Source organism: Salmonella sp. HY31 (assembly GCF_042604575.1).
In the GTDB taxonomy this organism is placed as follows: domain Bacteria; phylum Pseudomonadota; class Gammaproteobacteria; order Enterobacterales; family Enterobacteriaceae; genus Salmonella; species Salmonella diarizonae.
On the sequence record NZ_CP170479.1, the window covers coordinates 1,378,577 to 1,403,519 of the forward strand.

Genomic DNA, 24,943 nt, shown 5'->3' on the forward strand with positions numbered 1-24,943 from the left:
TGCGGTACGACTTAGAAATCAGACCAGTGGCGAGAGTATAGGTCTGACCAGCTAGAATGTTGCAAGTATGTTTATAAGTTTTTTCAATTGTGATCTTAGAAACGAGATCTGGTTGGCAAAATCGGCGGGCTTAACGGTCACCCGATCGCGCGATTTTTGTTTTAGATCATTTTTAAGTGTGATTTCGGTCACTTAACGCGTTTCCCTCCATTAACGACTGGAGAGGCGAATGCCGGGAGCGTAAAATATCCCCATCGTTTATCTGGCACCCTGGGTGCAAATACAGAGGAAATCTACAATGAGTAAATGCAGTGCTGATGAAACCCCGGTTTGCTGCTGTATGGACGTTGGAACCATCATGGATAACTCCGATTGCACCGCGTCATACAGCCGCGTATTCGCTACCCGCGCAGAGGCTGAAGAGACGCTGGCAGCGTTAACCGAAAAAGCGCGTAGCGTGGAGTCTGAGCCTTGCCAAATTACGCCAACCTTTACCGAGGAATCTGACGGCGTTCGGCTGGATATTGATTTTGTTTTCGCTTGTGAAGCAGAAACGCTTATCTTCCAGCTCGGCCTGCGTTAATCCGTTCATTAACGACGCCTCCGTCATCATCTGGCGGAGGCGTTTTCTTTTTTTATCACTTCCCTTCACTGTGCCATAGCTCCCACTTTCTTTTCTCTCTGCTTGGCTAAATGTAAAAAATTGGTTAAGACTGTGATCAGGTCAGACCACTAATTTATTTTTTTACAGGGGAGTATTATGCGTCAGGCTTTACCGTTGGTCACCCGTCAGGGCGATCGCATTGCTATTGTCAGTGGGTTGCGAACCCCCTTTGCTCGTCAGGCCACTGCATTTCATGGTATTCCCGCTGTTGATCTCGGCAAGATGGTGGTAGGCGAGCTGCTGGCCCGCAGTGAAATCCCTGCCGATGCCATTGAGCAACTGGTTTTTGGTCAGGTAGTACAAATGCCGGAAGCGCCCAACATTGCGCGCGAAATTGTGCTGGGTACGGGGATGAATGTTCATACCGATGCCTATAGCGTAAGCCGCGCCTGCGCCACCAGTTTTCAGGCGGTAGCGAATGTGGCGGAAAGCCTGATGGCCGGCACGATACGCGCGGGTATTGCGGGCGGCGCAGATTCGTCGTCGGTACTGCCAATAGGCGTGAGTAAAGCCCTGGCGCGGGTACTGGTTGATGTCAATAAAGCCCGGACGACCCGCCAACGGCTGACGCTTTTTTCTCGTCTGCGCTTACGCGACCTGCTGCCCGTTCCTCCCGCTGTTGCTGAGTATTCCACCGGTCTGCGCATGGGCGATACCGCCGAACAGATGGCGAAAACGTATGGTATTACGCGTGAACAGCAGGACGCGCTGGCGCATCGTTCACATCAGCGCGCCGCGCAGGCATGGGCTGAGGGTAAACTGGCGGAAGAAGTGATGACGACCTATGTGCCGCCGTATAAAAACCCCTTTGCAGAAGACAACAACATTCGCGGCACCTCCACGCTGGCAGACTACGCCAGACTGCGTCCCGCTTTTGACAGAAAACATGGCTCCGTGACCGCCGCCAATAGTACGCCGCTGACCGACGGCGCTGCCGCCGTTATCCTGATGACCGAATCCCGCGCTAAAGAGCTGGGGCTGCACCCGCTTGGTTATCTGCGCAGCTACGCGTTTACCGCCATTGATGTCTGGCAGGACATGCTATTGGGGCCGGCCTGGTCAACGCCGCTGGCGCTGGAGCGGGCCGGGTTGACGATGGCCGATCTGACACTTTTTGACATGCATGAAGCGTTTGCCGCTCAGACTCTGGCGAATTTACAACTGCTGGGCAGCGAACGATTTGCCCGTGAGGTGCTTGGTCGTGCGCAGGCGACAGGGGAGGTGGATGACGATAAATTCAACGTGCTCGGCGGCTCAATCGCCTACGGGCATCCTTTTGCCGCAACGGGCGCGCGGATGATAACCCAAACGTTGCATGAATTACGGCGTCGGGGCGGAGGTTTTGGCCTGGTCACGGCCTGCGCGGCTGGCGGCCTTGGCGCGGCTATGGTTCTGGAGGCGGAATAATGGCTACCACATCAGCTTTTATGCTTAACGTGCGTCTGGATAATGTCGCGGTTGTCGCTATTGATGTCCCTGGTGAAAAGGTGAACACCCTGAAAGCGGAGTTTGCCGCGCAGGTACGCGCCATCCTGAAGCAGATCCGGGAAAATAAAGCGTTGCAGGGCGTTGTTTTTATCTCAGCCAAAGCAGATAACTTTATTGCTGGCGCTGATATCAACATGATAGGCCACTGCCAAAACGCGCAGGAAGCGGAAACGTTGGCGCGTCAGGGGCAGCAACTGATGGCGGAGATCCAGGCGCTGCCTGTTCCGGTCATCGCCGCCATTCATGGCGCCTGCCTGGGCGGCGGTCTTGAAATGGCGCTGGCCTGCCATCGGCGTATCTGTACCGATGACGTTAAAACCGTTCTCGGACTGCCGGAGGTACAGTTAGGGCTTTTACCGGGATCGGGCGGAACGCAGCGTCTTCCGCGGCTGGTGGGGATCAGTACCGCGCTGGATATGATCCTGACAGGTAAACAGCTTCGCGCCAGACAGGCGCTTAAAGCCGGGCTGGTTGATGATGTGGTGCCGCAAACTATTTTACTGGAGGCGGCTGTCGAGCTGGCTAAAAAAGAACGCCTGGCGCAGCGGACATTACCGATCCGTGAACGTATCCTGGCAGGGCCGCTGGGACGCGCGCTGTTATTTCGCCTGGTGCGTAAAAAGACGGCGCAAAAAACGCAGGGTAATTATCCGGCGACGGAGCGGATCATTGATGTGATTGAAACCGGACTGGCGCAGGGCAGCAGTAGCGGCTATGACGCGGAAGCGCGCGCTTTCGGCGAGCTGGCGATGACGCCTCAATCGCAGGCGCTGCGTGCTATTTTCTTTGCCAGTACCGAGGTGAAAAAAGATCCCGGTAGCGATGCGCCGCCCGGCCCGCTGAACAGCGTGGGCATCTTAGGCGGCGGGTTAATGGGCGGCGGTATCGCCTGGGCTACGGCCTGTAAAGGCGGCTTGCCAGTACGAATTAAGGATATAAATACTCAGGGAATCAATCATGCTCTGAAGTACAGTTGGAACCAGCTTGAAACAAAAGTACGCCGCCGCCATATCAAAGCCAGCGAACGCGATAAACAGTTGGCGTTGATATCAGGTTCGACTGATTACCTTGGTTTCAGTCATCGTGATCTGGTAATTGAAGCGGTGTTTGAAGATCTGTCGTTAAAACAACAGATGGTGGCGGAAGTGGAGCAAAATTGCGCCGCCCACACCATTTTCGCGTCCAATACTTCTTCCCTGCCGATTGGCGATATTGCGGCGAATGCGGCCAGACCGGAACAGGTGATTGGATTGCACTTTTTTAGCCCGGTCGAAAAAATGCCGCTGGTTGAGGTTATTCCTCATGCGTCTACTTCCACGCAGACCATCGCTACGACCGTTAAATTGGCGAAAAAACAGGGTAAAACCCCGATAGTCGTCAGCGATAAAGCCGGGTTTTATGTTAACCGAATTCTCGCGCCGTATATTAATGAGGCGATTCGGATGCTGACTGAAGGCGAACGCGTCGAACATATTGATGCTGCCCTGGTAAAATTTGGTTTTCCGGTGGGACCAATCCAACTTTTGGATGAGGTAGGAATCGACACGGGTACTAAAATTATCCCTGTGCTTGAGGCGGCGTATGGAGAACGTTTTAGCGCGCCTGCAAATGTTGTTGCTTCAATTTTGAATGACGATCGCAAAGGTAGAAAAAATGGTCGCGGTTTCTATCTTTATGGCGAAAAAGGGCGTAAAAGCAAAAAACAGGTTGACCCTGCTATTTATAAGCTTATTGGCGTGCAAGGGCAGAGTCGACTGTCTGCGCAGCAGGTGGCAGAGCGCTGTGTCATGTTAATGCTTAACGAAGCGGCGCGCTGTTTCGACGAAAAAGTGATTCGCAGCGCGCGCGATGGCGATATTGGCGCCGTGTTTGGTATCGGTTTTCCGCCGTTTCTCGGCGGCCCGTTCCGCTATATGGATGCTCTCGGGCCGGGTGAAATGGTGGCGACATTACAGCGCCTGGCCGCACTTTACGGTCCTCGTTACGCGCCTTGTGAACAATTAGTGCGCATGGCGGAGCGCAGAGAGTATTTCTGGACGAATGGGGAAACTGACCAGGGAAATTGAGGTCAAAGAGAATATGAATCCGCACTGAATGCCTCCTTGTTGGCGAAATAATAATCAAGGATTGACTATACTTACGCCATTGAGGTAAAAAACAGCGTTTCATTCGGTGAATGGATAAGGCACAATGCCGGCCACCGCATTTTTGCCACAGCCAATAGGGGCATGTGGTAAGCGTGCTGGTGAAACTGGTTAACAAAAGCGGTGCAATATGCAAGTTTTTATCATGCGTCACGGCGACGCAGCCCTCGATGCCGCCAGTGATTCGGTTCGTCCCTTGACCTCTTGTGGGTGTGACGAGTCTCGCCTGATGGCGAACTGGCTGAAAGGTCAAAAAGTGGATATCGAACGTGTTCTGGTGAGTCCGTTTCTTCGGGCCGAACAAACGTTAGATGTGGTCGGCGATTGTATGAATCTGCCGGCTCAGGTGGATGTCCTGCCGGAGCTAACGCCCTGCGGCGATGTCGGTCTGGTCAGCGCCTACCTTCAGGCGCTGGCCAATGAAGAGATCGGATCGGTGCTGGTGATCTCTCACTTACCTCTGGTCGGATACCTGGTATCTGAGCTTTGTCCTGGCGAAACGCCGCCGATGTTCACGACGTCCGCAATTGCCAACGTTACGCTTGATGAAAGCGGCAAGGGGACATTCAACTGGCAAATGAGTCCCTGCAATCTGAAAATGGCGAAAGCGATTTAATCTTTGCTGCCTGATGGCGCTTCGCTTCTCAGGCCTACGACAGCGCTGACTGTTCGTAGGCTGGATAAGGCGCTTGCGCCGCCATCCAGCAATTTCGCATCAGGGTAATTCGGGCGGTTGCCACTCTTCCACTTCAATCAACACCAGCACCGCGGCGTCGCCGCCGTACTCTTTCGGCGCCTGATGAAAGGCCATTACATGCGGATGCTGCGCCAGCCATAATGGCGTTTGCTGTTTCAGAATATGTTTACCGTGTCCATGCATGACGCAGGCGCAAAAAATATGTTCCCGGCGGCAGGCGGCAATCAGCGCCCCCAGTTCCTGCTTGGCCTGAAGCTGCGTTAAACCGTGTAAATCCAGAAACAGTTCCGGCGAATAGTCGCCGCGGCGCATTTTTTTTAGCTCGAAATGGCTGACATCTTCACGGACATACTTTACCGGCCCTTCCGTATTGAGCAGCGGCTGGAACTCATCAGAAAAATAGTGGCTGGCGTCCGCCTGTTCCTGAATTAACCTTCGGGTAGGGACTTCCGTGATTTTTTTGCGTAGTGGCCGATGGACGATAGTATCCTGTTTAATCTGTCGGGTGCCGACCATCAGCTGACGGAACAGCGCCTGGTCCTCCTCGCTGAGCGATGCTTTCTTTTTCATTCGTGGGCCTCGTCTGATCTTTTGCCTTAGTTTACCCGACCCGGAGTATATCCGAACGGTCAAAACGGATTTTTCGTATTCTCCCGCCGCGTCAATGCTGATTTATCCCTGTCTTCGTGGCAAACTAGCCGCCGAATTTAATGCGAGCATGCCCTGGAGGAATACGTGGATAAAATTTTCGTCGATGAAGCAGTGAGTGAACTGCATACTATTCAGGACATGTTGCGCTGGGCGGTAAGCCGTTTTAGCGCGGCGAATATCTGGTATGGACACGGCACCGATAACCCGTGGGATGAAGCGGTGCAACTGGTGTTGCCGTCTCTTTATCTGCCGCTGGATATTCCGGAAGATATGCGGACCGCGCGGCTGACGTCCAGCGAAAAACACCGCATTGTCGAGCGGGTGATTCGTCGCGTTAACGAGCGTATCCCGGTAGCCTATCTGACCAATAAAGCCTGGTTCTGCGGCCACGAATTTTATGTCGATGAGCGCGTGCTGGTGCCGCGTTCGCCCATTGGCGAGCTGATTAATAACCACTTTGCCGGCCTTATTAGCCAACAGCCGAAATATATTCTGGATATGTGTACCGGTAGCGGCTGTATCGCCATCGCCTGTGCTTACGCTTTCCCGGAAGCGGAGGTTGATGCGGTCGATATTTCGCCGGATGCGCTGGCTGTCGCCGAGCATAACATTGAAGAACACGGTCTTATCCATCACGTGACGCCAATCCGTTCCGATCTGTTCCGCGATCTGCCGAAAGTTCAGTACGATCTGATTGTCACTAACCCGCCCTATGTCGATGCGGAAGATATGTCCGATCTGCCGAACGAATATCGCCACGAACCTGAGTTGGGGCTGGCGTCCGGCACTGACGGCCTCAAATTGACCCGCCGTATCCTGGGGAACGCGCCGGATTATCTGTCCGATGACGGCGTTCTGATTTGTGAAGTCGGAAACAGCATGGTACATCTGATGGAGCAATACCCGGATGTGCCGTTCACCTGGCTGGAGTTTGACAACGGCGGCGATGGCGTCTTTATGTTGACCAAAGCGCAGTTGCTCGCGGCCCGTGAACATTTCAGCATTTATAAAGATTAAAACACGCAAATGACAACAACGATAACGGAGGCGTGATGGCAGGAAACACAATTGGACAACTCTTTCGCGTAACCACTTTCGGCGAATCGCATGGGCTGGCGCTTGGGTGTATCGTCGATGGCGTGCCGCCTGGCATCCCGTTGACGGAGGCCGATCTGCAGCACGATCTCGACAGACGCCGCCCCGGTACCTCGCGCTATACTACTCAGCGCCGCGAACCGGACCAGGTAAAAATTCTCTCCGGCGTGTTTGACGGCGTGACGACCGGCACCAGCATTGGCCTGCTGATTGAAAATACCGATCAGCGCTCGCAGGATTACAGCGCGATTAAGGATGTTTTTCGTCCGGGACACGCGGATTACACCTATGAGCAGAAATACGGCCTGCGCGATTACCGTGGCGGTGGACGTTCTTCCGCGCGTGAAACCGCGATGCGCGTAGCGGCAGGGGCGATCGCCAAGAAATACCTGGCGAAAAAGTTCGGTATCGAAATCCGTGGCTGCCTGACCCAGATGGGCGACATTCCGCTGGAGATTAAAGACTGGCGTCAGGTTGAACTTAATCCGTTCTTTTGCCCCGATGCGGACAAACTTGATGCGCTGGACGAACTGATGCGCGCGCTGAAAAAAGAGGGTGACTCCATCGGCGCGAAAGTGACGGTGATGGCAAGCGGCGTGCCGGCAGGTCTTGGCGAACCAGTATTTGACCGACTGGACGCGGACATCGCCCATGCGCTGATGAGCATCAATGCGGTGAAAGGTGTGGAGATCGGCGAAGGATTTAACGTGGTGGCGCTGCGCGGCAGTCAGAATCGCGATGAAATCACGGCACAGGGTTTTCAGAGCAACCACGCGGGCGGCATCCTCGGTGGTATCAGTAGCGGGCAACACATTGTGGCGCATATGGCGCTGAAACCTACGTCCAGTATTACCGTGCCGGGACGTACGATTAACCGGATGGGTGAAGAAGTCGAGATGATCACCAAAGGACGTCACGATCCGTGTGTGGGGATTCGTGCAGTGCCGATCGCAGAAGCCATGCTGGCGATCGTGCTGATGGATCACCTGCTACGTCATCGGGCACAGAATGCGGACGTAAAGTCAGAGATTCCACGCTGGTAAGAAATGAAAAAAACCGCGATTGCGTTGCTGGCATGGTTTGTCAGTAGCGCCAGCCTGGCAGCGACGCCGTGGCAGAAAATAACCCATCCTGTCCCCGGCTCCGCGCAGTCTGTTGGTAGTTTTGCCAACGGATGCATCATCGGTGCCGACACATTGCCGGTACAGTCCGACAATTATCAGGTGATGCGCACCGATCAGCGCCGTTATTTCGGCCACCCGGATCTGGTCATGTTTATCCAGCGGTTGAGTCATCAGGCGCATCATCGGGGGCTTGGAACCGTCCTGATAGGCGACATGGGGATGCCTGCCGGGGGCCGCTTTAACGGCGGACACGCCAGTCATCAGACCGGGCTTGATGTGGATATTTTCTTGCAGTTGCCGAAAACGCGCTGGAGCCAGGCGCAGCTATTGCGCCCGCAGGCGTTGGATCTGGTGTCCCGCGACGGTAAACATGTCGTGCCGTCGCGCTGGTCGTCGGATATCGCCAGTCTGATCAAATTGGCGGCACAAGACAATGACGTCACCCGTATTTTCGTCAATCCGGCTATTAAACAACAGCTTTGTCTCGATGCCGGAAGCGATCGTGACTGGCTACGTAAAGTGCGCCCCTGGTTCCAGCATCGCGCGCATATGCACGTGCGTTTACGCTGCCCTGCCGACAGCCTGGAGTGCGAAGATCAACCGTTACCCCCGCCGGGCGATGGATGCGGCGCTGAACTGCAAAGCTGGTTCGAACCGCCAAAACCTGGCACCACAAAGCCTGAGAAGAAGACACCGCCGCCGTTGCCGCCTTCCTGCCAGGCGCTACTGGATGAGCATGTACTCTGATGGACAATTTTTATGATCTGTTTATGGTCTCCCCGCTGCTGCTGGTGGTGCTGTTTTTTGTCGCCGTACTGGCGGGATTTATCGACTCTATTGCCGGGGGCGGAGGGCTGCTCACTATTCCTGCGCTGATGGCCGCCGGGATGTCGCCGGCAAACGCGCTGGCGACCAATAAATTACAGGCGTGCGGCGGCTCCCTCTCATCTTCGCTCTATTTTATTCGCCGTAAAGTGGTAAACCTGGCCGAGCAAAAGCTCAATATTCTGATGACGTTCATTGGCTCTATGAGCGGCGCGCTGCTGGTGCAGCACGTACAGGCGGATATTTTGCGCCAGATCTTGCCCATCCTGGTGATTTTCATCGGCCTCTATTTTTTATTGATGCCGAAGCTGGGCGAGGAAGATCGCCAGCGCCGCCTGTATGGATTACCGTTCGCGTTGATAGCCGGGGGATGCGTCGGGTTTTACGATGGCTTTTTCGGGCCTGCCGCCGGGTCGTTTTACGCTCTGGCGTTTGTCACCTTATGTGGCTACAACCTGGCGAAATCCACAGCGCATGCCAAAGTGCTTAACGCTACCTCCAACGTTGGCGGCCTGCTGTTATTTATCATCGGCGGCAAAGTGATCTGGGCGACGGGCTTTGTGATGCTGGTTGGTCAGTTTTTAGGGGCGCGAATGGGGTCGCGTCTGGTGTTGAGTAAAGGCCAAAAACTTATCAGACCGATGATCGTTATTGTCTCGGCGGTGATGAGCGCCAAGTTACTTTATGATAGCCACGGACAGGAGATCCTCCACTGGTTGGGGATGAATTAATGAACAGTACGCATCATTACGAACAGTTAATTGAGATTTTTAACGGCTGCTTTGCCGAAGAGTTTAATACCCGTCTGATTAAAGGCGACGACGAGCCGATCTATCTTCCTGCTGACGCGCAGGTACCGTACCACCGCATCGTCTTTGCGCATGGGTTTTACGCTAGCGCGCTGCATGAGATTTCACACTGGTGCATCGCCGGTAAGGCGCGCCGCGAACTGGTCGACTTTGGTTACTGGTACTGCCCGGATGGACGCGACGCGCAGACCCAAAGTCAATTTGAAGACGTTGAGGTAAAGCCACAGGCTTTCGACTGGTTGTTTTGCGTGGCCGCGGGGTATCCCTTTAACGTCAGTTGCGACAATCTGGAAGGCGACATTGAGCCGGATCGCGTGGCGTTTCAGCGCCGGGTTCATGCGCAAGTAATAGCGTATCTGGAGCAGGGCATTCCTGAACGTCCGGCCCGCTTTATCAAAGCGCTACAGAATTATTATCACACGCCCGAACTTAAGGCGGAACAGTTCCCGTGGCCGGAAGCGCTCAACTAAAGCCAGCGCCACGTTTACAATGAGGAAAGAAGATGATCGCGGAGTTTGAATCACGCATTCTGGCATTAATTGACGATATGGTAGAGCACGCCAGCGACGATGAGCTTTTTGCCAGTGGATACCTGCGTGGCCACCTGACGTTAGCCATTGCCGAGCTGGAGAGCGGTGATGACCACTCTGTCGAGGCGGTCTATGCCAACGTTAGCCAAAGTCTGGAAAAAGCGATCGGCGCCGGCGAACTGTCGCCGCGCGATCAGGCGTTAGTCAAAGCGATGTGGGACAATTTGTTCGACAAGGCAAAACAATAACGCCGTGGGCCGGAAGGCGACGCTCGCCGCCTTCCGCTATTGTCCCATTACTTCACCGCTTTTCCCTTCAATAACTTTCTCACCCATAACCGATTCGGATTTAACGCTGCCAGTGTACTGGAATCCAGTGGAATAGGTTCGTTACTCATCTGCGCCGCCAGAATTTCTGCGCATAATGGCGCTGAGCACAAACCGCGCGATCCCAGCGCCCCGAGCATAAATAACCCCGGATATACAGGCGCAGGCGCCGCCGACGTTTTATTATCGGCTAGATCGGCATAGCGCGTCAGCGTAGCGTGGTAATCCGGGACATTGCCCACCATAGGCAGATGGTCGCGGGTGGCGCAACGCACGCCACAACGAGCGCTGTTGCCGCTGACGTCAACCTCTGTGGCCCAGTCCGCATTTGGAAAACAGTCAAGCAGACGCTGTCGGTTCTGACGCTGATCTTCTTTGCGCCAGACGGTGCTTTCGTCGCCCCGGCGATAGCTGGCGCCAATACAGTGCTGCCGATTATGCGGGTTCTGCGGCGTCAGATAGCCGTCGTAACATAACACCTGACGCAACGCGGAGAGGGCGGGGGTAGTGGGAATATGACTGACCTGCCCCCCGACGGCATAAACCGGCAGCGGCTGGGTCTGATCAAAACGGTTAATCTGATGACCGTTCGCCAGGACGACGGTCTCATGGCTGGCGGTTTCACCTGACGTAAAGCGCAGTTGCCAGTGCGACTCCTGCGCAACGAGCGACGTGAGCGTATGGCGAAAGCGCGTTTGTAAACCCTGTTCGGTCGCCAGTGCGATGACTGCGCGGGTTAATTGTTCCGGGCACAGCCAGCCGCCTGCCGGATAGGTAATTCCCCCGCAGCGTGTCGTGACGCCAACCGCCTGTTCCGCCTCTTCGGCATTAAGCGCCGAGGCCAGTCCGGCGGGGAGCGCCAGGGACAGCATCTGGGCAATTTTTTGCTGGCTTTTCTCATTCCATCCGAGCTGCGTCACGCCGCACCAGTCATGATCAAAAGAGGTGGGCAGGGCGTCATACAGGCGACGCGCAAAGGTGAATGCGGTCGGGAAAAAGCGATTAATGGCGGCGTCATGTTTACTAAGGAGCGGATAAAGCGCGCCCTGTCGATTACCGGAAGCGCCCTGGGCGGGTTGGTCGTCCGCGCAATAGAGTGTAACCTGCCAGCCGCGACGCAGTAACGCCAGTGATAACAGCGCACTGGCGATGCCGCCGCCAATGATCGCCGTTTCACGTTTTTCGCTTCCGCTGCGGTAAAACCAGGGAGCGGAAAGGGTTGGCATGAGGTGTTGTTCCATCACTCCGCAAAGCATCTCGCGTTTACGTCCGAAGCCTTTGCGTTTTTGCATGGTAAAACCGGCTTCCTGTAATCCCCGACGGACGAAACCTGCCGAGGTAAATGTCGCCAGCGTTGCGCCGGGCCGCGCCAGCCGCGCCATCGCGTTAAACAGGTTTGGCGTCCACATATCCGGATTTTTCGCCGGAGCAAAACCGTCGAGGAACCAGGCGTCTACTGTTTGATTTAGCGTGGCGTCCAGTTGGTCGGTCAATTCATTAATATCGCCAAACCACAAATCCAGCGTCACCCGGCCCCGATCCAGCAATAGGCGGTGGCATCCCGCGAGCGGCAGCGGCCATTGCGCCTGAAGCTGCTCTGCCCAGGGCGCGAGCTCCGGCCAGTGTTGGTGCGCCAGCGCCAGATCGTCGCGCGTTAACGGGAATTTCTCAAAGCTGATGAAATGTAACCTTTGCAGCGTCGCCTGCGGATGATCAGAACGAAAGCCGTCAAACGCCTGCCACAGCGTCAGGAAGTTGAGTCCGGTGCCAAAACCGCTTTCCGCGACTATAAATAATGGATGTGAATGTACGGGAAATCGCTCCGCAAAACGATTGCCGCCAAGAAAAACGTAGCGTGTCTCTTCGAGTCCATTGTCATTAGAAAAATAGACATCATCAAAATCTCGGGAAACAGGTGTACCCTCAGCGTTAAATTCGAGTGTGGCGGGTTGTATGGCGTATTGTTTCACGTAAGTTACTCGTCTGACGGGCGGTGTCGCGATCTTAACGATGTGTGCCTGACGGCGCAAATTTCCGTACTAAATGGCTGATCGGACTTGTTCGGCGTACAAGTGTACGCTATTGTGCCAATCGAAACTTAAAAATAGTGCGAATTACAGAGGTATTGAATGAAACGTGCAGTGATTACTGGCCTGGGCATCGTTTCCAGCATCGGTAATAACCAGCAGGAAGTCCTGGCATCTCTGCGTGAAGGACGTTCAGGGATCACTTTCTCTCAGGAGCTGAAGGACGCCGGCATGCGTAGCCAGGTATGGGGCAACGTAAAACTGGATACCACTGGCCTCATTGACCGCAAAGTCGTGCGCTTCATGAGCGACGCCTCCATCTATGCTTATCTGTCTATGGAGCAGGCAGTGGCCGACGCCGGTCTGGCGCCGGAAGTCTATCAGAATAACCCGCGTGTCGGCCTGATTGCAGGCTCCGGCGGCGGCTCCCCGAAATTTCAGGTCTTTGGCGCGGACGCCATGCGTAGCCAGCGTGGTCTGAAAGCGGTAGGACCTTATGTGGTTACGAAAGCAATGGCATCCGGCGTTTCCGCCTGCCTCGCTACGCCGTTTAAAATTTATGGCGTGAACTACTCCATTAGCTCCGCTTGTGCGACCTCCGCACACTGTATCGGCAATGCGGTTGAGCAGATCCAACTGGGCAAGCAGGACATCGTTTTTGCTGGCGGCGGCGAAGAGCTATGCTGGGAAATGGCCTGTGAGTTCGACGCGATGGGCGCACTGTCCACCAAATATAACGATACGCCTGAAAAAGCGTCCCGTACCTATGACGCGCACCGTGATGGGTTTGTCATCGCGGGCGGCGGCGGTATGGTCGTTGTTGAAGAGCTGGAACACGCTCTGGCGCGCGGTGCGCATATCTATGCGGAAATCGTCGGCTATGGCGCGACCTCTGATGGCGCCGATATGGTTGCCCCGTCAGGCGAAGGCGCGGTTCGCTGTATGCAAATGGCAATGCATGGCGTTAACACGCCGATCGATTACCTGAACTCCCACGGTACGTCCACGCCGGTAGGCGATGTGAAAGAACTGGGCGCTATTCGCGAAGTGTTTGGTAATAAGAGCCCGGCCATCTCCGCGACTAAAGCGATGACCGGTCACTCGCTGGGCGCGGCGGGCGTGCAAGAAGCTATCTACTCACTGCTGATGCTGGAGCACGGTTTTATCGCGCCGAGTATCAACATTGAAGAGATGGACGAACAGGCCGCGGGTTTGAATATTGTGACCGAAATGACCGAGCGTAAGCTGACCACCGTCATGTCTAACAGCTTCGGTTTCGGCGGTACTAACGCCACACTGGTCATGCGTAAACTGAAAGCATAACGCTTGTATATCGCCGGATGGCGGCGTAAGTACCTGATTAATCTACGAGGGAGCCTGTCGGTTCCCTTTTTTAATGCTTCTTATATGCCGGCGCGATTTTTGCTGACCAGGCTTCTGCCCGGGTAATGACGCCTGCGTCATAAATCGGTTGCTCATAGCCATTGTCTGCATCCCGAACGCGGTAAATTTTCCAGCGTCCCTCCTCCCAACGGGTATAAACTTCCAGATGGATGGGGGTTGACTCTGTACCCAACTGAACATCCACTTTTTCGCCGCCGAGGAAAGGGTGCGGCTGCCCAACCCGTAACTGTGGAATCCACTCAGGCGCATAGTCCTGCGCATACATAAAATAATCTGCCTCCACAATCTCCTGCTCATAAAGAGACTGAATCAGCGCCAGGCGATGAATAACTTCTTTAGCAACGTAGTGTTGCATTAAGGCGTTCGAGTCGTCACCGGTATCCAGATCGTTCGTAAATGTCGTCATCCATGAGGTGTAGAACTGCTTCACGGTCTGCTTGCTGTCGCGATGAGGCGTAGAGCAACTGCAAAGCAAGAGAATTAGCGCAACAAGGGAGAACGTTTTCATTAATTCTTCCTGTAGATGGTATATGAGGGCCTGGCTGCCCGGTAGCCCGGGCCGGCCCACATATCGCGTTGTTTAAAATCCGAATACCACTCTGCACCATCGTATATCGCCATGTGACCGCTCGGGTTTCCGCCAGCGTAAGGTTGAATAATGATGACATCACCCTCGCGCGGCGTTTCATAGGTACCAATAGTGGTAAATCCGGCGCTTCTTAACATTGGGCCATAATCTTTCGCATGATAGGTATGCCCCAGCGTGATACCGCCTGCCTGAATTGCCTTTCGGGTAAATTCCGCACACCGACCTTGAGAATGAGAGCCTGCATGCGCTTTGGCATAATTAACCGCCATCCTTTTATCCCAGCTCATAATGATTCCTGTTAATAAAATACGTAATAGCAATTACGTAATGCTTTAACAGTATTTGATTTGGGAAGCATGACAGATAGTGCTATTACTATTTTCAATATAATAAATTTAAATATTTATTAATTAGTGAGATTGATAAATCAAGACCAATTCATTCAACATTAAATATCATTCTGCGGTATCAGCATTATTTTTTATCGGCATATCGCCATAGCGCGACGGCCAGATCTCCTGCGGCGTGACGCCAAGCGCGTCCGCAATAATTCGTTCGGCTCTCGGCCATGAGCGGGTAAAGACATTGCGCAGTGAATCAGGTGATAAACCGGCCTGACGGGAAAGATCTCTGAGCGTAATACCTCTTTTTTCCAGTGCGCTTTTAATATCTGCACGATGCCAGTCTTGGCTTTTTGGTTCCATTCTGTAATCCTAAGAAGATGTGTTATCGGCGCCGATATTTTTAAGATGAAAATTAGCGTGTGAAAAAGAAAGTTACTTTCTTTTTCACCCTAAGAATAGTGCCAGAAAGAAAGCGAAATTTCGCGCAAAAGAAGAAATATTTTTATTTTATCAGGGGAAAGGAAAGAAACCGATGGCAAAGGAATGGTTCACGGTTAAGGAATGTCTTGGCTTACCGGGATTCCCGGGAAGCGAGCCTGCGGTTCGCGAACGTTTGTATAAGTACAGCGAAGGGAAAGAGGGCGTCAGGCGTAAGCGTGTTAAATCAAAGGCCGAGGAGTTCCATATCTCTGTTCTCCCTCTCTATGTTCATCGTTATCTGGACGACAGCGGAGAGGAACCGACGCCAGAGCCCATTTCCTTACAGGAGGCGGAGCCTAAAGATATCTGGGAGATGATGTTCAGGTTACTGACGCCAGAACAGCGCAAGCAGGTGACCGGACGGTTTAGGGTGAAAGGGATGAAAGCCGTCTTTCCCTTTCTGTTTGATGATACGCCGCCACGTTGATACCCTGGCTGCAATTTCAAGGTTGACAAGTTTCGCGTCTCACAGGCAGACTTCACGCTCTACATTATCCTTCTGATAATGCGTAAGCGTTTAACGTTATCCAACGCACCTTAATCCTGACGCTCAGGTAGAGGGGGCGTGGCATTTCCCCGCCTTACTCTGCATTCTGGAGTAATGCATGACAGCAGTAAGCCAAAAAACAACGACCCCGTCTGCGAATTTTTCGCTGTTTCGCATCGCCTTTGCGGTTTTTCTGACCTATATGACGGTCGGCCTGCCGTTACCGGTCATTCCGCTTTTTGTCCATCACGAACTGGGCTATAGCAATACGATGGTTGGTATCGCCGTGGGCATTCAGTTTTTGGCGACGGTATTGACGCGCGGCTATGCCGGACGGCTGGCGGATCAATATGGCGCTAAACGATCGGCGCTACAGGGGATGCTCGCCTGTGGACTGGCGGGCGCCGCATGGCTGCTGGCTGCGCTGTTGCCGGTTTCCGAGCCGGTAAAATTCGCGCTGCTTATTGTCGGGCGCTTAATTCTCGGTTTCGGCGAAAGTCAGTTACTGACTGGCACATTAACCTGGGGGATGGGGCTGGTGGGACCGGCACGCTCCGGGAAGGTGATGTCATGGAATGGAATGGCGATTTACGGCGCGCTGGCGGCCGGTGCGCCGCTGGGATTATTGATTCATAGCCATTTCGGTTTTGCCGCTCTGGCGGGGGCGAGCATGGCGTTGCCGCTGCTGGCGTGGGCGTTTAACGGCACGGTGCGCAAAGTGCCTGCTCATGCGGGTGAGCGCCCGTCGCTGTGGAGCGTCGTCGGGCTTATCTGGAAACCGGGGCTTGGCCTGGCGCTACAGGGGGTAGGGTTTGCCGTTATCGGCACTTTTATTTCACTTTACTTCGCCAGTAACGGTTGGGCGATGGCAGGGTTTACGTTAACCGCTTTTGGCGGTGCGTTTGTACTGATGCGTGTACTGTTCGGTTGGATGCCGGACCGCTTTGGCGGCGTTAACGTGGCGCTTGTCTCTTTACTGGTTGAGACGGCAGGACTGCTGCTCTTGTGGCTGGCGCCGACGGCCTGGATAGCGCTGGTAGGCGCGGCGCTCACCGGGGCTGGGTACTCATTGATTTTCCCGGCGCTGGGCGTGGAGGTCGTGAAACGCGTACCTTCCCAGGTTCGCGGTACGGCGCTCGGCGGCTACGCCGCGTTTCAGGATATCTCCTATGGCGTTACCGGCCCGCTGGCGGGCGTGCTGGCCACGTCATGCGGCTATCCTTCCGTATTCCTGGCGGGAGCGATCTCCGCGGTGGTTGGTATTCTGGTGACGATTTTATCGTTCCGGCGCGGCTAAGAAACCAGCCAGAAAAGCGCCAGTACAATCAACAGCGCAATAAACAACAGGCCTGGTCGCGCTGACAGATTTTTCACGGTTTCAATCATCGGCGCGAACGGGCGGTAGATGGGTTGAATGGAGAGCGGTTCCAGCTCATCAGCCTCCCGCTCTACGCGACGCAGGAAAATATGGTTAAGTAAATCCTGCACCTGGGCGGTTGTCAGCACCGTTTGCGGCTGAATTTGATAAGTGTGCTGCGCATACTCTTTGATCGCCGTGAGCTCGTCCGGCTCCAGCGGTTGTTTTAACGCTGCCTGAAGCGTATGCAGCGTAGGCGCGTGTTGTAGCGACAGCGTTTGCCGCGCCTGTAGCCACGTCGCCAGATGGGTAAACTGCTTTGCCGGAATGAGTTCGCCGCTTTTCACGCCGGAGAGTTCCAGCATCGATTGCCAGATAAGTTTACTTGACTCGCCGGTCGCGGCCGCCAGCTTCGTCACCAACTGATTCAACGTATTATGTTCAGCAGGCAATAATGGCCGATCCGTTGCCGGAGGTTGCTGCGGCTGCGGAATGGAAAGCTGCCCCTGTTGCAGGAGCGTCAGCACGTTTTTGAGTTGATCGGGCGTAAGCTGGCTAAGCGCGGTTTGGCCGTATTGCTGACGGATAAAATCGCTGACGGCCTGACGATTATTCCCGACGCCAAGCAGCTCCGTTAGCTGTGAAAGCACCTGACGATTGGCGTGATTTTGCTGCGCTACGCCCAGACGCTGGGTGAGATTCTGTTCAGCGGCGGGGAAGTGGCGCGACAGTAGCGGCGCGTCATTTTTTATCCCCAGATCGTGTTTCATTCCGGCCCATACCTCCGCGCTTTGCTGCTGGGTCAGTGAAATCAGGCGCGTTATCAGCCTTTCCAGCACCGTACGCTGTTGCATGGAAAGCGGCTGCTCGCCCGCAGCGGAAAGAGGACTCTGCCCTTCGCCTGGAGGCTGAGCGGGGGCACCGGAGATGGGATGCATAATTAATTATCCTTTAACCATAAATCTGAGCAATATATTCCTGGCGGCCAGATTATGGCACACTTGTCCGGTTAACTCTCGTTCTCAAACAGGTACGACAGTCGTGAAAATTCTCGTTGATGAAAATATGCCTTACGCCCGCGAATTATTTAGCCGCCTGGGTGAGGTAAACGCGGTGCCGGGTCGCCCGATCCCCGTTGAAGAATTAAACCATGCCGATGCGTTAATGGTGCGTTCGGTCACGAAAGTGAATGAATCGCTGCTGAGTGGTACGTCGATTAACTTCGTCGGTACTGCTACGGCAGGCACCGATCATGTAGATGAGGCATGGCTGAAGCAGGCGGGCATCGGTTTTACAGCCGCGCCCGGCTGTAATGCTATCGCGGTGGTGGAGTATGTGTTTTCAGCGCTGTTGATGCTGGCCGAACGTGACGGCTTTTCATTACGCGATCGCACAGTAGGGATTGTCGGCGTGGGTAACGTCGGAAGCCGGCTACAGACAAGGCTTGAAGCGTTGGGTATCCGCACGTTGCTGTGCGATCCGCCACGCGCCGCACGCGGGGACGAGGGGGATTTTCGTACGCTGGATGAGGTGGTGCGGGAAGCGGATGTCCTGACTTTCCATACGCCACTCTATAAAGACGGTCCGTACAAAACGCTGCATCTGGCCGATGAGGCGTTGATCCGCCGACTGAAACCCGGCGCTATTCTCATTAACGCCTGCCGCGGCCCGGTGGTGGATAACGCCGCGCTACTGGCAAGACTCAATGTCGGGCAGCCGCTCAGTGTGGTGCTTGATGTGTGGGAAGGTGAACCGGATCTTAACGTCGCGCTACTGGAAGCCGTGGATATCGGCACGTCGCATATAGCCGGCTATACGCTGGAAGGCAAAGCGCGCGGCACCACCCAGGTCTTTGAGGCGTACAGCGCATTTATCGGTCGCGAGCAGCATGTCGCGCTGGAGACATTACTGCCTGCGCCTGAGTTTGGGCGTATTACGCTTCACGGTCCGCTGGATCAACCGACGCTGAAAAGACTGGCGCATTTGGTGTATGATGTGCGCCGCGATGATGCGCCGCTGCGTAAGGTCGCCGGAATACCGGGCGAGTTCGATAAGCTGCGTAAAAACTACCTTGAGCGCCGCGAATGGTCGTCGTTGTATGTCATGTGTGATGACGCCAGCGCCGCCGCTTTATTGCAAAAGCTTGGTTTTAACGCGGTCCATCACCCGGCTCGTTAATCTCTTTTTTATCGCTCCCTGCCTGAGCGGGGAGCTTACGCTTTTCTGGAGTAAACCACCATGTCTGAAGGCTGGAATATTGCCGTTCTGGGCGCGACGGGCGCCGTAGGCGAAGCCCTGCTTGAAACACTGGCTGAACGCCAGTTCCCGGTCGGTGAAATTTATGCGTTGGCGCGTCATGAAAGCGCGGGCGAGCACCTCCGTTTTGGTGGCAAGTCGGTCATTGTTCAGGATGCGGCGGACTTTGACTGGACGCAGGCGCAGTTGGCGTTTTTCGTTGCTGGCGCAGAGGCATCGGCTGCCTGGGTAGACGACGCGACCAACGCAGGTTGCCTGGTCATAGATTCAAGCGGTCTGTTCGCGCTTGAGCCTGATGTGCCGCTGGTCGTGCCGGAAGTAAACCCGCATGTACTGGCAGATTACCGTAACCGTAACGTGATTGCGGTCGCCGATAGCCTGACCAGCCAACTGCTGGCGGCGCTCAAGCCGTTAATCGATCAGGGGGGACTGTCGCGCATCGCCGTCACCAGTATGTTATCAGCGTCCGCGCAGGGGAAAAAAGCGGTCGATGCGCTGGCCGGACAGAGTGCGAAGCTGCTTAACGGCATGCCGATTGATGAGGATGATTTCTTTGGTCGCCAGTTGGCGTTCAATATGTTGCCGCTGCTGCCGGATCGTGAAGGAAGCGTGCGCCAGGAACGTCGTATCGTCGATGAAGTGCGTAAAATTTTGCAGGATGATGGCGTGATGATCTCCGCCAGTGTCGTGCAGTCACCGGTGTTCTATGGCCATGCGCAGATGGTGAGCTTTGAAGCGCTTCGTCCGCTGGCGGCGGAAGAGGCGCGCGAGGCATTTTCCCGCGGCGAAGATATCGTACTGTCAGAAGAAACGGATTACCCGACGCAGGTGGGCGACGCTTCCGGCAATCCACAGCTTTCTGTTGGCTGTGTACATAATGATTACGGTATGCCGGAACAAATTCAGTTCTGGTCAGTGGCGGACAACGTGCGTTTCGGCGGCGCGCTGATGGCCGTTAAAATTGCGGAGAAGCTGGTGCAGGAGTATCTGTACTGATGTCCGGACAGCAATCATCGCCGGTCTATAAAATTGCGCTGGGCATTGAGTACGATGGCAGTAAGTATTATGGCTGGCAGCGTCAGAATGAAGTGCGCAGCGTGCAGGAAAAGCTGGAAAAAGCGCTCTCGCAGGTGGCGAATGAACCTATTAACGTGTTCTGCGCCGGGCGTACCGATGCCGGCGTTCACGGCACCGGGCAGGTTGTCCATTTCGAAACGACTGCATTGCGCAAAGATGCGGCGTGGACGCTGGGGGTAAATGCGAATTTGCCTGGTGACATTGCCGTGCGCTGGGTGAAAACTGTTCCGGATGATTTTCACGCGCGTTTTAGCGCTACGGCTCGCCGTTATCGCTATATCATCTACAATCATCGACTGCGTCCTGCGGTGTTAGCAAAAGGCGTGACGCATTACTATGAGCCGCTGGATGCAGCGCGGATGCATCGCGCGGCGCAGTGTCTGCTTGGCGAAAATGATTTTACCTCGTTTCGCGCGGTGCAGTGCCAGTCGCGTACGCCGTGGCGTAATGTGATGCACATTAACGTTACCCGCCACGGCCCTTATGTGGTGGTCGATATCAAAGCGAATGCCTTTGTCCATCATATGGTCAGGAATATTGTCGGCAGCCTGCTGGAAGTAGGCGCTCACAACCAGCCGGAGAGCTGGATCGCAGAGCTGTTAGCAGCGAAGGACAGAACGCTGGCGGCGGCAACGGCGAAGGCGGAAGGGCTATATTTGGTTGCGGTGGATTACCCTGACCGGTTTGACCTTCCAAAACCGCCAATGGGCCCGCTATTTCTGGCGGACTAATCCGAATCGCATACCCGAAACGTGTTGGGTAGAAAGGCAAAGGCAAATATGGACCTGATCTACTTTATTATTGATTTTATCCTGCACATCGATGTGCATCTGGCGGAACTGGTCGCGGAGTACGGCGTCTGGGTGTACGCCATTTTGTTTTTGATTTTGTTCTGTGAAACCGGCCTGGTCGTCACGCCGTTCCTGCCGGGCGACTCGCTGCTGTTTGTCGCCGGGGCGCTGGCTTCGCTGGAAACCAACGATCTCAATGTGCATATCATGGTGGCGTTAATGCTGATCGCCGCGATTGTTGGCGATGCGGTGAATTACACCATTGGTCGACTGTTCGGCGAAAAACTGTTCAGTAATCCGAATTCAAAAATTTTCCGCCGCAGCTACCTGGATAAAACCCATCAGTTTTATGAAAAACACGGCGGTAAAACGATCATTCTCGCTCGCTTTGTGCCGATCGTCAGAACCTTTGCGCCGTTTGTGGCAGGGATGGGGCACATGTCCTATCGGCATTTTGCCGCCTATAACGTCATCGGCGCGCTGCTGTGGGTGCTGCTCTTTACCTACGCTGGTTATTTCTTCGGTACGATACCGTTGATTCAGGATAACCTTAAGCTGCTGATTGTCGGGATTATCGTGGTTTCGATATTACCAGGCGTCATTGAGATTGTTCGGCATAAGCGCGCTGCGTCGCGTGCCGCAAAATAGAAAGTAACTCAGCGGTTCGACCACTTTTTTATCCAAAGTTTCGGGCTGTTATGTTTTAATGTGCAACATTCATGGTCTGTTGGGGGCAAAAATGGCATTATGCGCCCCTTATAATAAAGCTGACTAAGGTTCAGGCAGAAAGGTCACCAATGAGCTGGATTGAACGAATTAAAAGCAACATTACTCCCACCCGCAAGGCAAGCATTCCTGAAGGGGTGTGGACCAAGTGTGATAGCTGCGGTCAGGTTTTATACCGCGCTGAGCTGGAACGTAATCTTGAGGTCTGTCCTAAGTGTGACCATCATATGCGCATGTCGGCGCGCAATCGCCTGCATAGCCTGTTAGATGAAGGTTCCCTTGTGGAGTTGGGTAGCGAGCTGGAGCCTAAAGACGTGCTCAAGTTCCGCGATTCCAAAAAATATAAAGACAGACTGGCGTCCGCGCAGAAAGAAACCGGCGAGAAAGACGCGCTGGTGGTCATGAAAGGGACGCTTCACGGTATGCCGATTGTCGCCGCCGCGTTTGAATTCGCGTTCATGGGCGGATCAATGGGGTCTGTCGTTGGCGCACGCTTCGTTCGCGCTGTTGAACAGGCGCTGGAAGACAACTGTCCGTTAGTGTGTTTCTCTGCTTCCGGCGGCGCGCGTATGCAAGAAGCGCTGATGTCTCTGATGCAGATGGCGAAAACCTCGGCGGCGCTGGCTAAAATGCAGGAACGTGGTCTGCCCTACATCTCAGTGTTGACCGATCCGACAATGGGCGGCGTTTCCGCCAGTTTTGCAATGCTGGGCGATCTCAACATCGCCGAGCCAAAAGCCCTCATTGGCTTCGCCGGCCCGCGTGTTATCGAACAAACCGTCCGTGAAAAGCTCCCGCCGGGATTCCAGCGCAGTGAGTTCCTGATCGAAAAAGGCGCGATCGATATGATCGTCCGCCGTCCGGAAATGCGCCTGAAGCTGGCGAGCATTCTGGCGAAGCTGATGAATCTGCCTGCGCCGAACCCGGACGCCCCGCGTGAAGGCGTGGTGGTGCCTCCGGCGCCGGATCAGGAGTCTGAGGCCTGATAACTGAAAAGGGCAGGGCCGCAGGCTCTGCCCTTTTGCTTTTCACCGTAAAGAAGCAGCGGAATCAATGAAAAACAAATCTATACCTCAAGCTGCGTCGCCCCTGGCCTCGTGGCTTTCTTATCTGGAAAACCTGCACAGCAAGAGTATCGATTTAGGCCTTGAACGCGTAAGCCAGGTGGCAGCGCGTCTGGACATCCTCAAACCTGCGCCATTCGTTTTTACCGTTGCGGGAACCAACGGCAAAGGTACGACCTGTCGAACGCTGGAGTCAGTGTTAATAGCGGCGGGATATCGTGTGGGCGTCTATAGTTCGCCTCATCTGGTACGTTACACCGAGCGCGTGCGCGTGCAGGGGAAAGAATTAGCGGAATCCGCGCATACCGCGTCCTTTGCGGAAATAGAAGCGGCGCGCGGCGATATTTCATTGACCTATTTTGAATATGGTACGTTGTCGGCATTGTGGCTGTTTAAACAGGCTAACCTTGACGTGGTGATCCTGGAGGTGGGGCTGGGCGGGCGCCTGGACGCCACGAACATTGTGGATGCCGATGTGGCGGTAATTACCAGCATCGCGCTTGACCACACTGACTGGCTGGGGCCGGATCGCGAAAGTATCGGCCGCGAGAAGGCCGGGATTTTTCGTGCGGAAAAACCCGCTATTGTCGGCGAACCGGAAATGCCGGCAACCATCGCGGATGTTGCGCAGGAGACCGACGCGCTGCTGCGGCGTCGCGGCGTTGACTGGTGTTATGAGGCGACAGCGACCCACTGGGCGTTTACCGATGGCGACGGCACGCTTGCCGGATTGCCGTTGCCGCAGGTTCCCCAGCCGAATGCCGCCACCGCTCTGGCCGCGCTGCGCGCCAGCGGGTTGAACATTGACGAACAGGCGATTCGCGACGGTATTGCACAGGCTACCTTGCCGGGACGTTTTCAAATTGTGAGTGAGTCGCCACGCGTTATCTTTGATGTCGCCCATAATCCCCACGCGGCGGAATACCTGACGGGTCGTCTGAAAACGTTGCCGAAACGCGGGCGTGTGCTTGCGGTGATTGGTATGCTGCATGATAAAGATATCGCCGGAACGTTAGCCTGGTTGAAAAGCGTGGTTGACGACTGGTATTGTGCTCCGTTAGAGGGGCCGCGCGGCGCGACGGCGGAACAACTTCTGGAACATCTGGGGAAAGGGAATGTCTATGATAGCGTCGCGCAGGCATGGCAGGCCGCCATCGACGCGGCGCAGCCAGAAGATACCGTGCTGGTGTGCGGATCATTCCACACCGTCGCACATGTTATGCAAGTGATAGACGCGGGGAGAATCGGTGGCGAGTAAGTTTCAGAATCGTTTAGTCGGCACGATTGTGTTAGTCGCGCTGGGGGTTATTGTGCTTCCCGGTCTGCTGGACGGACAGAAAAAGCATTATCAGGATGAATTTGCTGCGATTCCACTGGTACCGAAGCCTGGCGACCGTGATGAGCCGGATATGATGCCTGCCGCAACGCAGGCGCTGCCGACACAGCCGCCGGAAGGGGCGGCTGAAGAGGTGCGGGCGGGAGATGCGGCAGCGCCGTCGCTGGACCCGTCGCGCATGGCGTCTAACAATGTCGAGCTTGATCCGATACCGGTGGAGACGCCTAAACCGAAGTCGGTTGAAAAGCCGAAGCCTAAACCGCAACAGCCGGTTGTCGCCGCTTCCACGCCGACGCCCGCGCCGAAACCGGCCGCCGACGATAAACCTGCGCCGACCGGCAAAGCCTATGTCGTACAGTTGGGCGCGCTGAAAAATGCGGATAAAGTCAACGAGATAGTCGGCAAGCTTCGTTCCGCCGGGTTCCGGGTTTATACTTCCCCCTCAACGCCGGTACAGGGTAAAATAACCCGTATTCTCGTCGGGCCGGATGCATCGAAAGATAAGATGAAAGGATCGCTTGGCGAGCTCAAGCAGATTTCCGGGTTAAGCGGCGTGGTGATGGGGTATAGCCCGAACTAAGCCGCGTTTTGCCTGATGGCGTGCAGCGTTAAGGCCTACGATGATTCATCCGGTAATGCCTGAAGTTCTGTA

The 24,943-nt window shown here is 54.9% G+C and carries 26 protein-coding genes; 20 read left to right on the forward strand and 6 right to left on the reverse strand.

The genetic code is table 11. The features are described 5' to 3' along the window. Window positions 1-298: 298 nt before the first annotated feature. The 4 genes from ACE15A_RS06410 to sixA all read left to right on the forward strand — a co-directional run bounded on the left by ACE15A_RS06410 (window position 299) and on the right by sixA (window position 4,912). The gene (locus ACE15A_RS06410; protein WP_000030903.1) at window positions 299-583 is read left to right on the forward strand and encodes a YfcZ/YiiS family protein; all 285 of its coding nucleotides are present in this window, start codon (window positions 299-301) and stop codon (window positions 581-583) included. Between the two features lie 177 nt (window positions 584-760). Next, the gene (gene fadI, locus ACE15A_RS06415) at window positions 761-2,071 is read left to right on the forward strand and encodes an acetyl-CoA C-acyltransferase FadI (RefSeq protein ID WP_053507781.1); all 1,311 of its coding nucleotides are present in this window, start codon (window positions 761-763) and stop codon (window positions 2,069-2,071) included. After that, window positions 2,071-4,218, forward strand: coding sequence for a fatty acid oxidation complex subunit alpha FadJ (gene fadJ / locus ACE15A_RS06420; protein WP_053507780.1), 2,148 nt, complete (start codon window positions 2,071-2,073; stop codon window positions 4,216-4,218). The genes fadI and fadJ overlap by 1 nt, the downstream gene beginning before the upstream one ends. Before the next feature lie 208 nt (window positions 4,219-4,426). Further along, window positions 4,427-4,912 (forward strand): phosphohistidine phosphatase SixA, encoded by a 486-nt coding sequence (sixA, locus tag ACE15A_RS06425; protein ID WP_001195805.1) that lies wholly within the window; start codon window positions 4,427-4,429, stop codon window positions 4,910-4,912. Between the two features lie 99 nt (window positions 4,913-5,011). Here sixA and smrB read toward each other — a convergent pair whose 3' ends face one another. Beyond that, window positions 5,012-5,563, reverse strand: coding sequence for an endonuclease SmrB (gene smrB, locus ACE15A_RS06430; protein ID WP_053507779.1), 552 nt, complete (start codon window positions 5,561-5,563; stop codon window positions 5,012-5,014). Between the two features lie 165 nt (window positions 5,564-5,728). Here smrB and prmB point away from each other — a divergent pair, with 165 nt between their 5' ends. From prmB to ACE15A_RS06460, 6 genes are read left to right on the forward strand one after another with little or no spacing between them, the layout of a single operon-like run. Next, the gene (gene prmB, locus ACE15A_RS06435) at window positions 5,729-6,661 is read left to right on the forward strand and encodes a 50S ribosomal protein L3 N(5)-glutamine methyltransferase (RefSeq protein WP_023247467.1); all 933 of its coding nucleotides are present in this window, start codon (window positions 5,729-5,731) and stop codon (window positions 6,659-6,661) included. A 35-nt stretch (window positions 6,662-6,696) separates the two neighbouring features. Continuing rightward, window positions 6,697-7,782, forward strand: coding sequence for a chorismate synthase (gene aroC, locus ACE15A_RS06440; RefSeq protein ID WP_023247468.1), 1,086 nt, complete (start codon window positions 6,697-6,699; stop codon window positions 7,780-7,782). 3 nt (window positions 7,783-7,785) lie between these two features. After that, on the forward strand, window positions 7,786-8,610 hold the full coding sequence (gene mepA / locus ACE15A_RS06445; RefSeq protein WP_053507778.1) for a penicillin-insensitive murein endopeptidase: 825 nt from the start codon (window positions 7,786-7,788) through the stop codon (window positions 8,608-8,610). Next, window positions 8,610-9,419: a sulfite exporter TauE/SafE family protein gene (locus ACE15A_RS06450; protein WP_023247470.1), complete on the forward strand. Its 810-nt coding sequence runs from the start codon at window positions 8,610-8,612 to the stop codon at window positions 9,417-9,419. Before mepA ends, ACE15A_RS06450 begins: the two co-directional genes overlap by 1 nt. Beyond that, window positions 9,419-9,967: an elongation factor P hydroxylase gene (locus ACE15A_RS06455; RefSeq protein WP_023248529.1), complete on the forward strand. Its 549-nt coding sequence runs from the start codon at window positions 9,419-9,421 to the stop codon at window positions 9,965-9,967. Before ACE15A_RS06450 ends, ACE15A_RS06455 begins: the two co-directional genes overlap by 1 nt. A 32-nt stretch (window positions 9,968-9,999) precedes the next feature. Then, on the forward strand, window positions 10,000-10,275 hold the full coding sequence (locus ACE15A_RS06460) for a YfcL family protein (RefSeq protein ID WP_000559749.1): 276 nt from the start codon (window positions 10,000-10,002) through the stop codon (window positions 10,273-10,275). A gap of 47 nt (window positions 10,276-10,322) precedes the next feature. Here the strand turns inward: ACE15A_RS06460 and mnmC are convergent, their stop codons facing one another. Beyond that, window positions 10,323-12,323, reverse strand: a complete 2,001-nt coding sequence (gene mnmC, locus ACE15A_RS06465; protein ID WP_053507777.1) for a bifunctional tRNA (5-methylaminomethyl-2-thiouridine)(34)-methyltransferase MnmD/FAD-dependent 5-carboxymethylaminomethyl-2-thiouridine(34) oxidoreductase MnmC — start codon at window positions 12,321-12,323, stop codon at window positions 10,323-10,325. A gap of 159 nt (window positions 12,324-12,482) precedes the next feature. Between mnmC and fabB the strand changes: the two genes are divergently transcribed. After that, a complete protein-coding gene (gene fabB / locus ACE15A_RS06470; RefSeq protein WP_023247473.1) occupies window positions 12,483-13,703 on the forward strand; it encodes a beta-ketoacyl-ACP synthase I in 1,221 nt (406 codons plus the stop codon). A 70-nt stretch (window positions 13,704-13,773) separates the two neighbouring features. Here fabB and ACE15A_RS06475 read toward each other — a convergent pair whose 3' ends face one another. The 3 genes from ACE15A_RS06475 to ACE15A_RS06485 form a co-directional block, all read right to left on the reverse strand. Continuing rightward, a complete protein-coding gene (locus ACE15A_RS06475; RefSeq protein WP_053507776.1) occupies window positions 13,774-14,292 on the reverse strand; it encodes a YbjP/YqhG family protein in 519 nt (172 codons plus the stop codon). After that, window positions 14,292-14,660: an NlpC/P60 family protein gene (locus tag ACE15A_RS06480; protein WP_023247475.1), complete on the reverse strand. Its 369-nt coding sequence runs from the start codon at window positions 14,658-14,660 to the stop codon at window positions 14,292-14,294. Before ACE15A_RS06480 ends, ACE15A_RS06475 begins: the two co-directional genes overlap by 1 nt. A gap of 168 nt (window positions 14,661-14,828) precedes the next feature. Continuing rightward, window positions 14,829-15,077 (reverse strand): transcriptional regulator, encoded by a 249-nt coding sequence (locus ACE15A_RS06485; RefSeq protein ID WP_023247476.1) that lies wholly within the window; start codon window positions 15,075-15,077, stop codon window positions 14,829-14,831. Window positions 15,078-15,249: 172 nt separating this feature from the next. Between ACE15A_RS06485 and ACE15A_RS06490 the strand changes: the two genes are divergently transcribed. Beyond that, window positions 15,250-15,624, forward strand: coding sequence for a bacteriophage protein (locus tag ACE15A_RS06490; RefSeq protein ID WP_023247477.1), 375 nt, complete (start codon window positions 15,250-15,252; stop codon window positions 15,622-15,624). Between the two features lie 178 nt (window positions 15,625-15,802). Then, complete coding sequence (locus ACE15A_RS06495; RefSeq protein ID WP_053507775.1) at window positions 15,803-16,981, forward strand: MFS transporter; 1,179 nt, start codon at window positions 15,803-15,805, stop codon at window positions 16,979-16,981. On the opposite strand, the gene flk is transcribed toward ACE15A_RS06495, so the two are convergent. Further along, the gene (flk, locus tag ACE15A_RS06500; protein WP_053507774.1) at window positions 16,978-17,979 is read right to left on the reverse strand and encodes a flagella biosynthesis regulator Flk; all 1,002 of its coding nucleotides are present in this window, start codon (window positions 17,977-17,979) and stop codon (window positions 16,978-16,980) included. The two genes, ACE15A_RS06495 and flk, sit on opposite strands and share 4 nt — an antisense overlap. 103 nt (window positions 17,980-18,082) lie before the next feature. On the opposite strand from flk, the gene pdxB reads away from it, so the two are divergent. The 7 genes from pdxB to dedD all read left to right on the forward strand — a co-directional run bounded on the left by pdxB (window position 18,083) and on the right by dedD (window position 24,871). After that, window positions 18,083-19,219 (forward strand): 4-phosphoerythronate dehydrogenase PdxB, encoded by a 1,137-nt coding sequence (gene pdxB / locus ACE15A_RS06505; protein ID WP_023247480.1) that lies wholly within the window; start codon window positions 18,083-18,085, stop codon window positions 19,217-19,219. 60 nt (window positions 19,220-19,279) lie between these two features. Continuing rightward, window positions 19,280-20,293, forward strand: coding sequence for an aspartate-semialdehyde dehydrogenase (locus ACE15A_RS06510; protein ID WP_053507773.1), 1,014 nt, complete (start codon window positions 19,280-19,282; stop codon window positions 20,291-20,293). Then, window positions 20,293-21,105 carry a tRNA pseudouridine(38-40) synthase TruA gene (truA, locus tag ACE15A_RS06515; RefSeq protein ID WP_023247482.1) on the forward strand — a complete coding sequence of 271 codons (813 nt, stop codon included), beginning with the start codon at window positions 20,293-20,295 and terminating at the stop codon, window positions 21,103-21,105. Before ACE15A_RS06510 ends, truA begins: the two co-directional genes overlap by 1 nt. Window positions 21,106-21,153: 48 nt before the next feature. Then, window positions 21,154-21,813 carry a DedA family protein gene (locus ACE15A_RS06520; RefSeq protein ID WP_000364312.1) on the forward strand — a complete coding sequence of 220 codons (660 nt, stop codon included), beginning with the start codon at window positions 21,154-21,156 and terminating at the stop codon, window positions 21,811-21,813. Between the two features lie 149 nt (window positions 21,814-21,962). After that, on the forward strand, window positions 21,963-22,877 hold the full coding sequence (gene accD, locus ACE15A_RS06525) for an acetyl-CoA carboxylase, carboxyltransferase subunit beta (RefSeq protein WP_023247483.1): 915 nt from the start codon (window positions 21,963-21,965) through the stop codon (window positions 22,875-22,877). A gap of 67 nt (window positions 22,878-22,944) precedes the next feature. After that, window positions 22,945-24,213 carry a bifunctional tetrahydrofolate synthase/dihydrofolate synthase gene (folC, locus tag ACE15A_RS06530; RefSeq protein ID WP_053507772.1) on the forward strand — a complete coding sequence of 423 codons (1,269 nt, stop codon included), beginning with the start codon at window positions 22,945-22,947 and terminating at the stop codon, window positions 24,211-24,213. Continuing rightward, complete coding sequence (gene dedD / locus ACE15A_RS06535; protein ID WP_053507771.1) at window positions 24,203-24,871, forward strand: cell division protein DedD; 669 nt, start codon at window positions 24,203-24,205, stop codon at window positions 24,869-24,871. Before folC ends, dedD begins: the two co-directional genes overlap by 11 nt. The last annotated feature ends 72 nt before the right edge of the window (window positions 24,872-24,943 follow it).

Bases quoted from the DNA above. Each gene is read 5' to 3' on its own strand.
- ACE15A_RS06410 (WP_000030903.1), top strand. From the start codon at position 299: ATGAGTAAATGCAGTGCTGATGAAACCCCGGTTTGCTGCTGTATGGAC.
- fadI (WP_053507781.1), top strand. From the start codon at position 761: ATGCGTCAGGCTTTACCGTTGGTCACCCGTCAGGGCGATCGCATTGCT.
- fadJ (WP_053507780.1), top strand. From the start codon at position 2,071: ATGGCTACCACATCAGCTTTTATGCTTAACGTGCGTCTGGATAATGTC.
- sixA (WP_001195805.1), top strand. From the start codon at position 4,427: ATGCAAGTTTTTATCATGCGTCACGGCGACGCAGCCCTCGATGCCGCC.
- smrB (WP_053507779.1), bottom strand. From the start codon at position 5,563: ATGAAAAAGAAAGCATCGCTCAGCGAGGAGGACCAGGCGCTGTTCCGT.
- aroC (WP_023247468.1), top strand. From the start codon at position 6,697: ATGGCAGGAAACACAATTGGACAACTCTTTCGCGTAACCACTTTCGGC.
- mepA (WP_053507778.1), top strand. From the start codon at position 7,786: ATGAAAAAAACCGCGATTGCGTTGCTGGCATGGTTTGTCAGTAGCGCC.
- ACE15A_RS06450 (WP_023247470.1), top strand. From the start codon at position 8,610: ATGGACAATTTTTATGATCTGTTTATGGTCTCCCCGCTGCTGCTGGTG.
- ACE15A_RS06455 (WP_023248529.1), top strand. From the start codon at position 9,419: ATGAACAGTACGCATCATTACGAACAGTTAATTGAGATTTTTAACGGC.
- ACE15A_RS06460 (WP_000559749.1), top strand. From the start codon at position 10,000: ATGATCGCGGAGTTTGAATCACGCATTCTGGCATTAATTGACGATATG.
- fabB (WP_023247473.1), top strand. From the start codon at position 12,483: ATGAAACGTGCAGTGATTACTGGCCTGGGCATCGTTTCCAGCATCGGT.
- ACE15A_RS06475 (WP_053507776.1), bottom strand. From the start codon at position 14,292: ATGAAAACGTTCTCCCTTGTTGCGCTAATTCTCTTGCTTTGCAGTTGC.
- ACE15A_RS06480 (WP_023247475.1), bottom strand. From the start codon at position 14,660: ATGAGCTGGGATAAAAGGATGGCGGTTAATTATGCCAAAGCGCATGCA.
- ACE15A_RS06485 (WP_023247476.1), bottom strand. From the start codon at position 15,077: ATGGAACCAAAAAGCCAAGACTGGCATCGTGCAGATATTAAAAGCGCA.
- ACE15A_RS06490 (WP_023247477.1), top strand. From the start codon at position 15,250: ATGGCAAAGGAATGGTTCACGGTTAAGGAATGTCTTGGCTTACCGGGA.
- ACE15A_RS06495 (WP_053507775.1), top strand. From the start codon at position 15,803: ATGACAGCAGTAAGCCAAAAAACAACGACCCCGTCTGCGAATTTTTCG.
- flk (WP_053507774.1), bottom strand. From the start codon at position 17,979: ATGCATCCCATCTCCGGTGCCCCCGCTCAGCCTCCAGGCGAAGGGCAG.
- ACE15A_RS06510 (WP_053507773.1), top strand. From the start codon at position 19,280: ATGTCTGAAGGCTGGAATATTGCCGTTCTGGGCGCGACGGGCGCCGTA.
- truA (WP_023247482.1), top strand. From the start codon at position 20,293: ATGTCCGGACAGCAATCATCGCCGGTCTATAAAATTGCGCTGGGCATT.
- ACE15A_RS06520 (WP_000364312.1), top strand. From the start codon at position 21,154: ATGGACCTGATCTACTTTATTATTGATTTTATCCTGCACATCGATGTG.
- accD (WP_023247483.1), top strand. From the start codon at position 21,963: ATGAGCTGGATTGAACGAATTAAAAGCAACATTACTCCCACCCGCAAG.
- folC (WP_053507772.1), top strand. From the start codon at position 22,945: ATGAAAAACAAATCTATACCTCAAGCTGCGTCGCCCCTGGCCTCGTGG.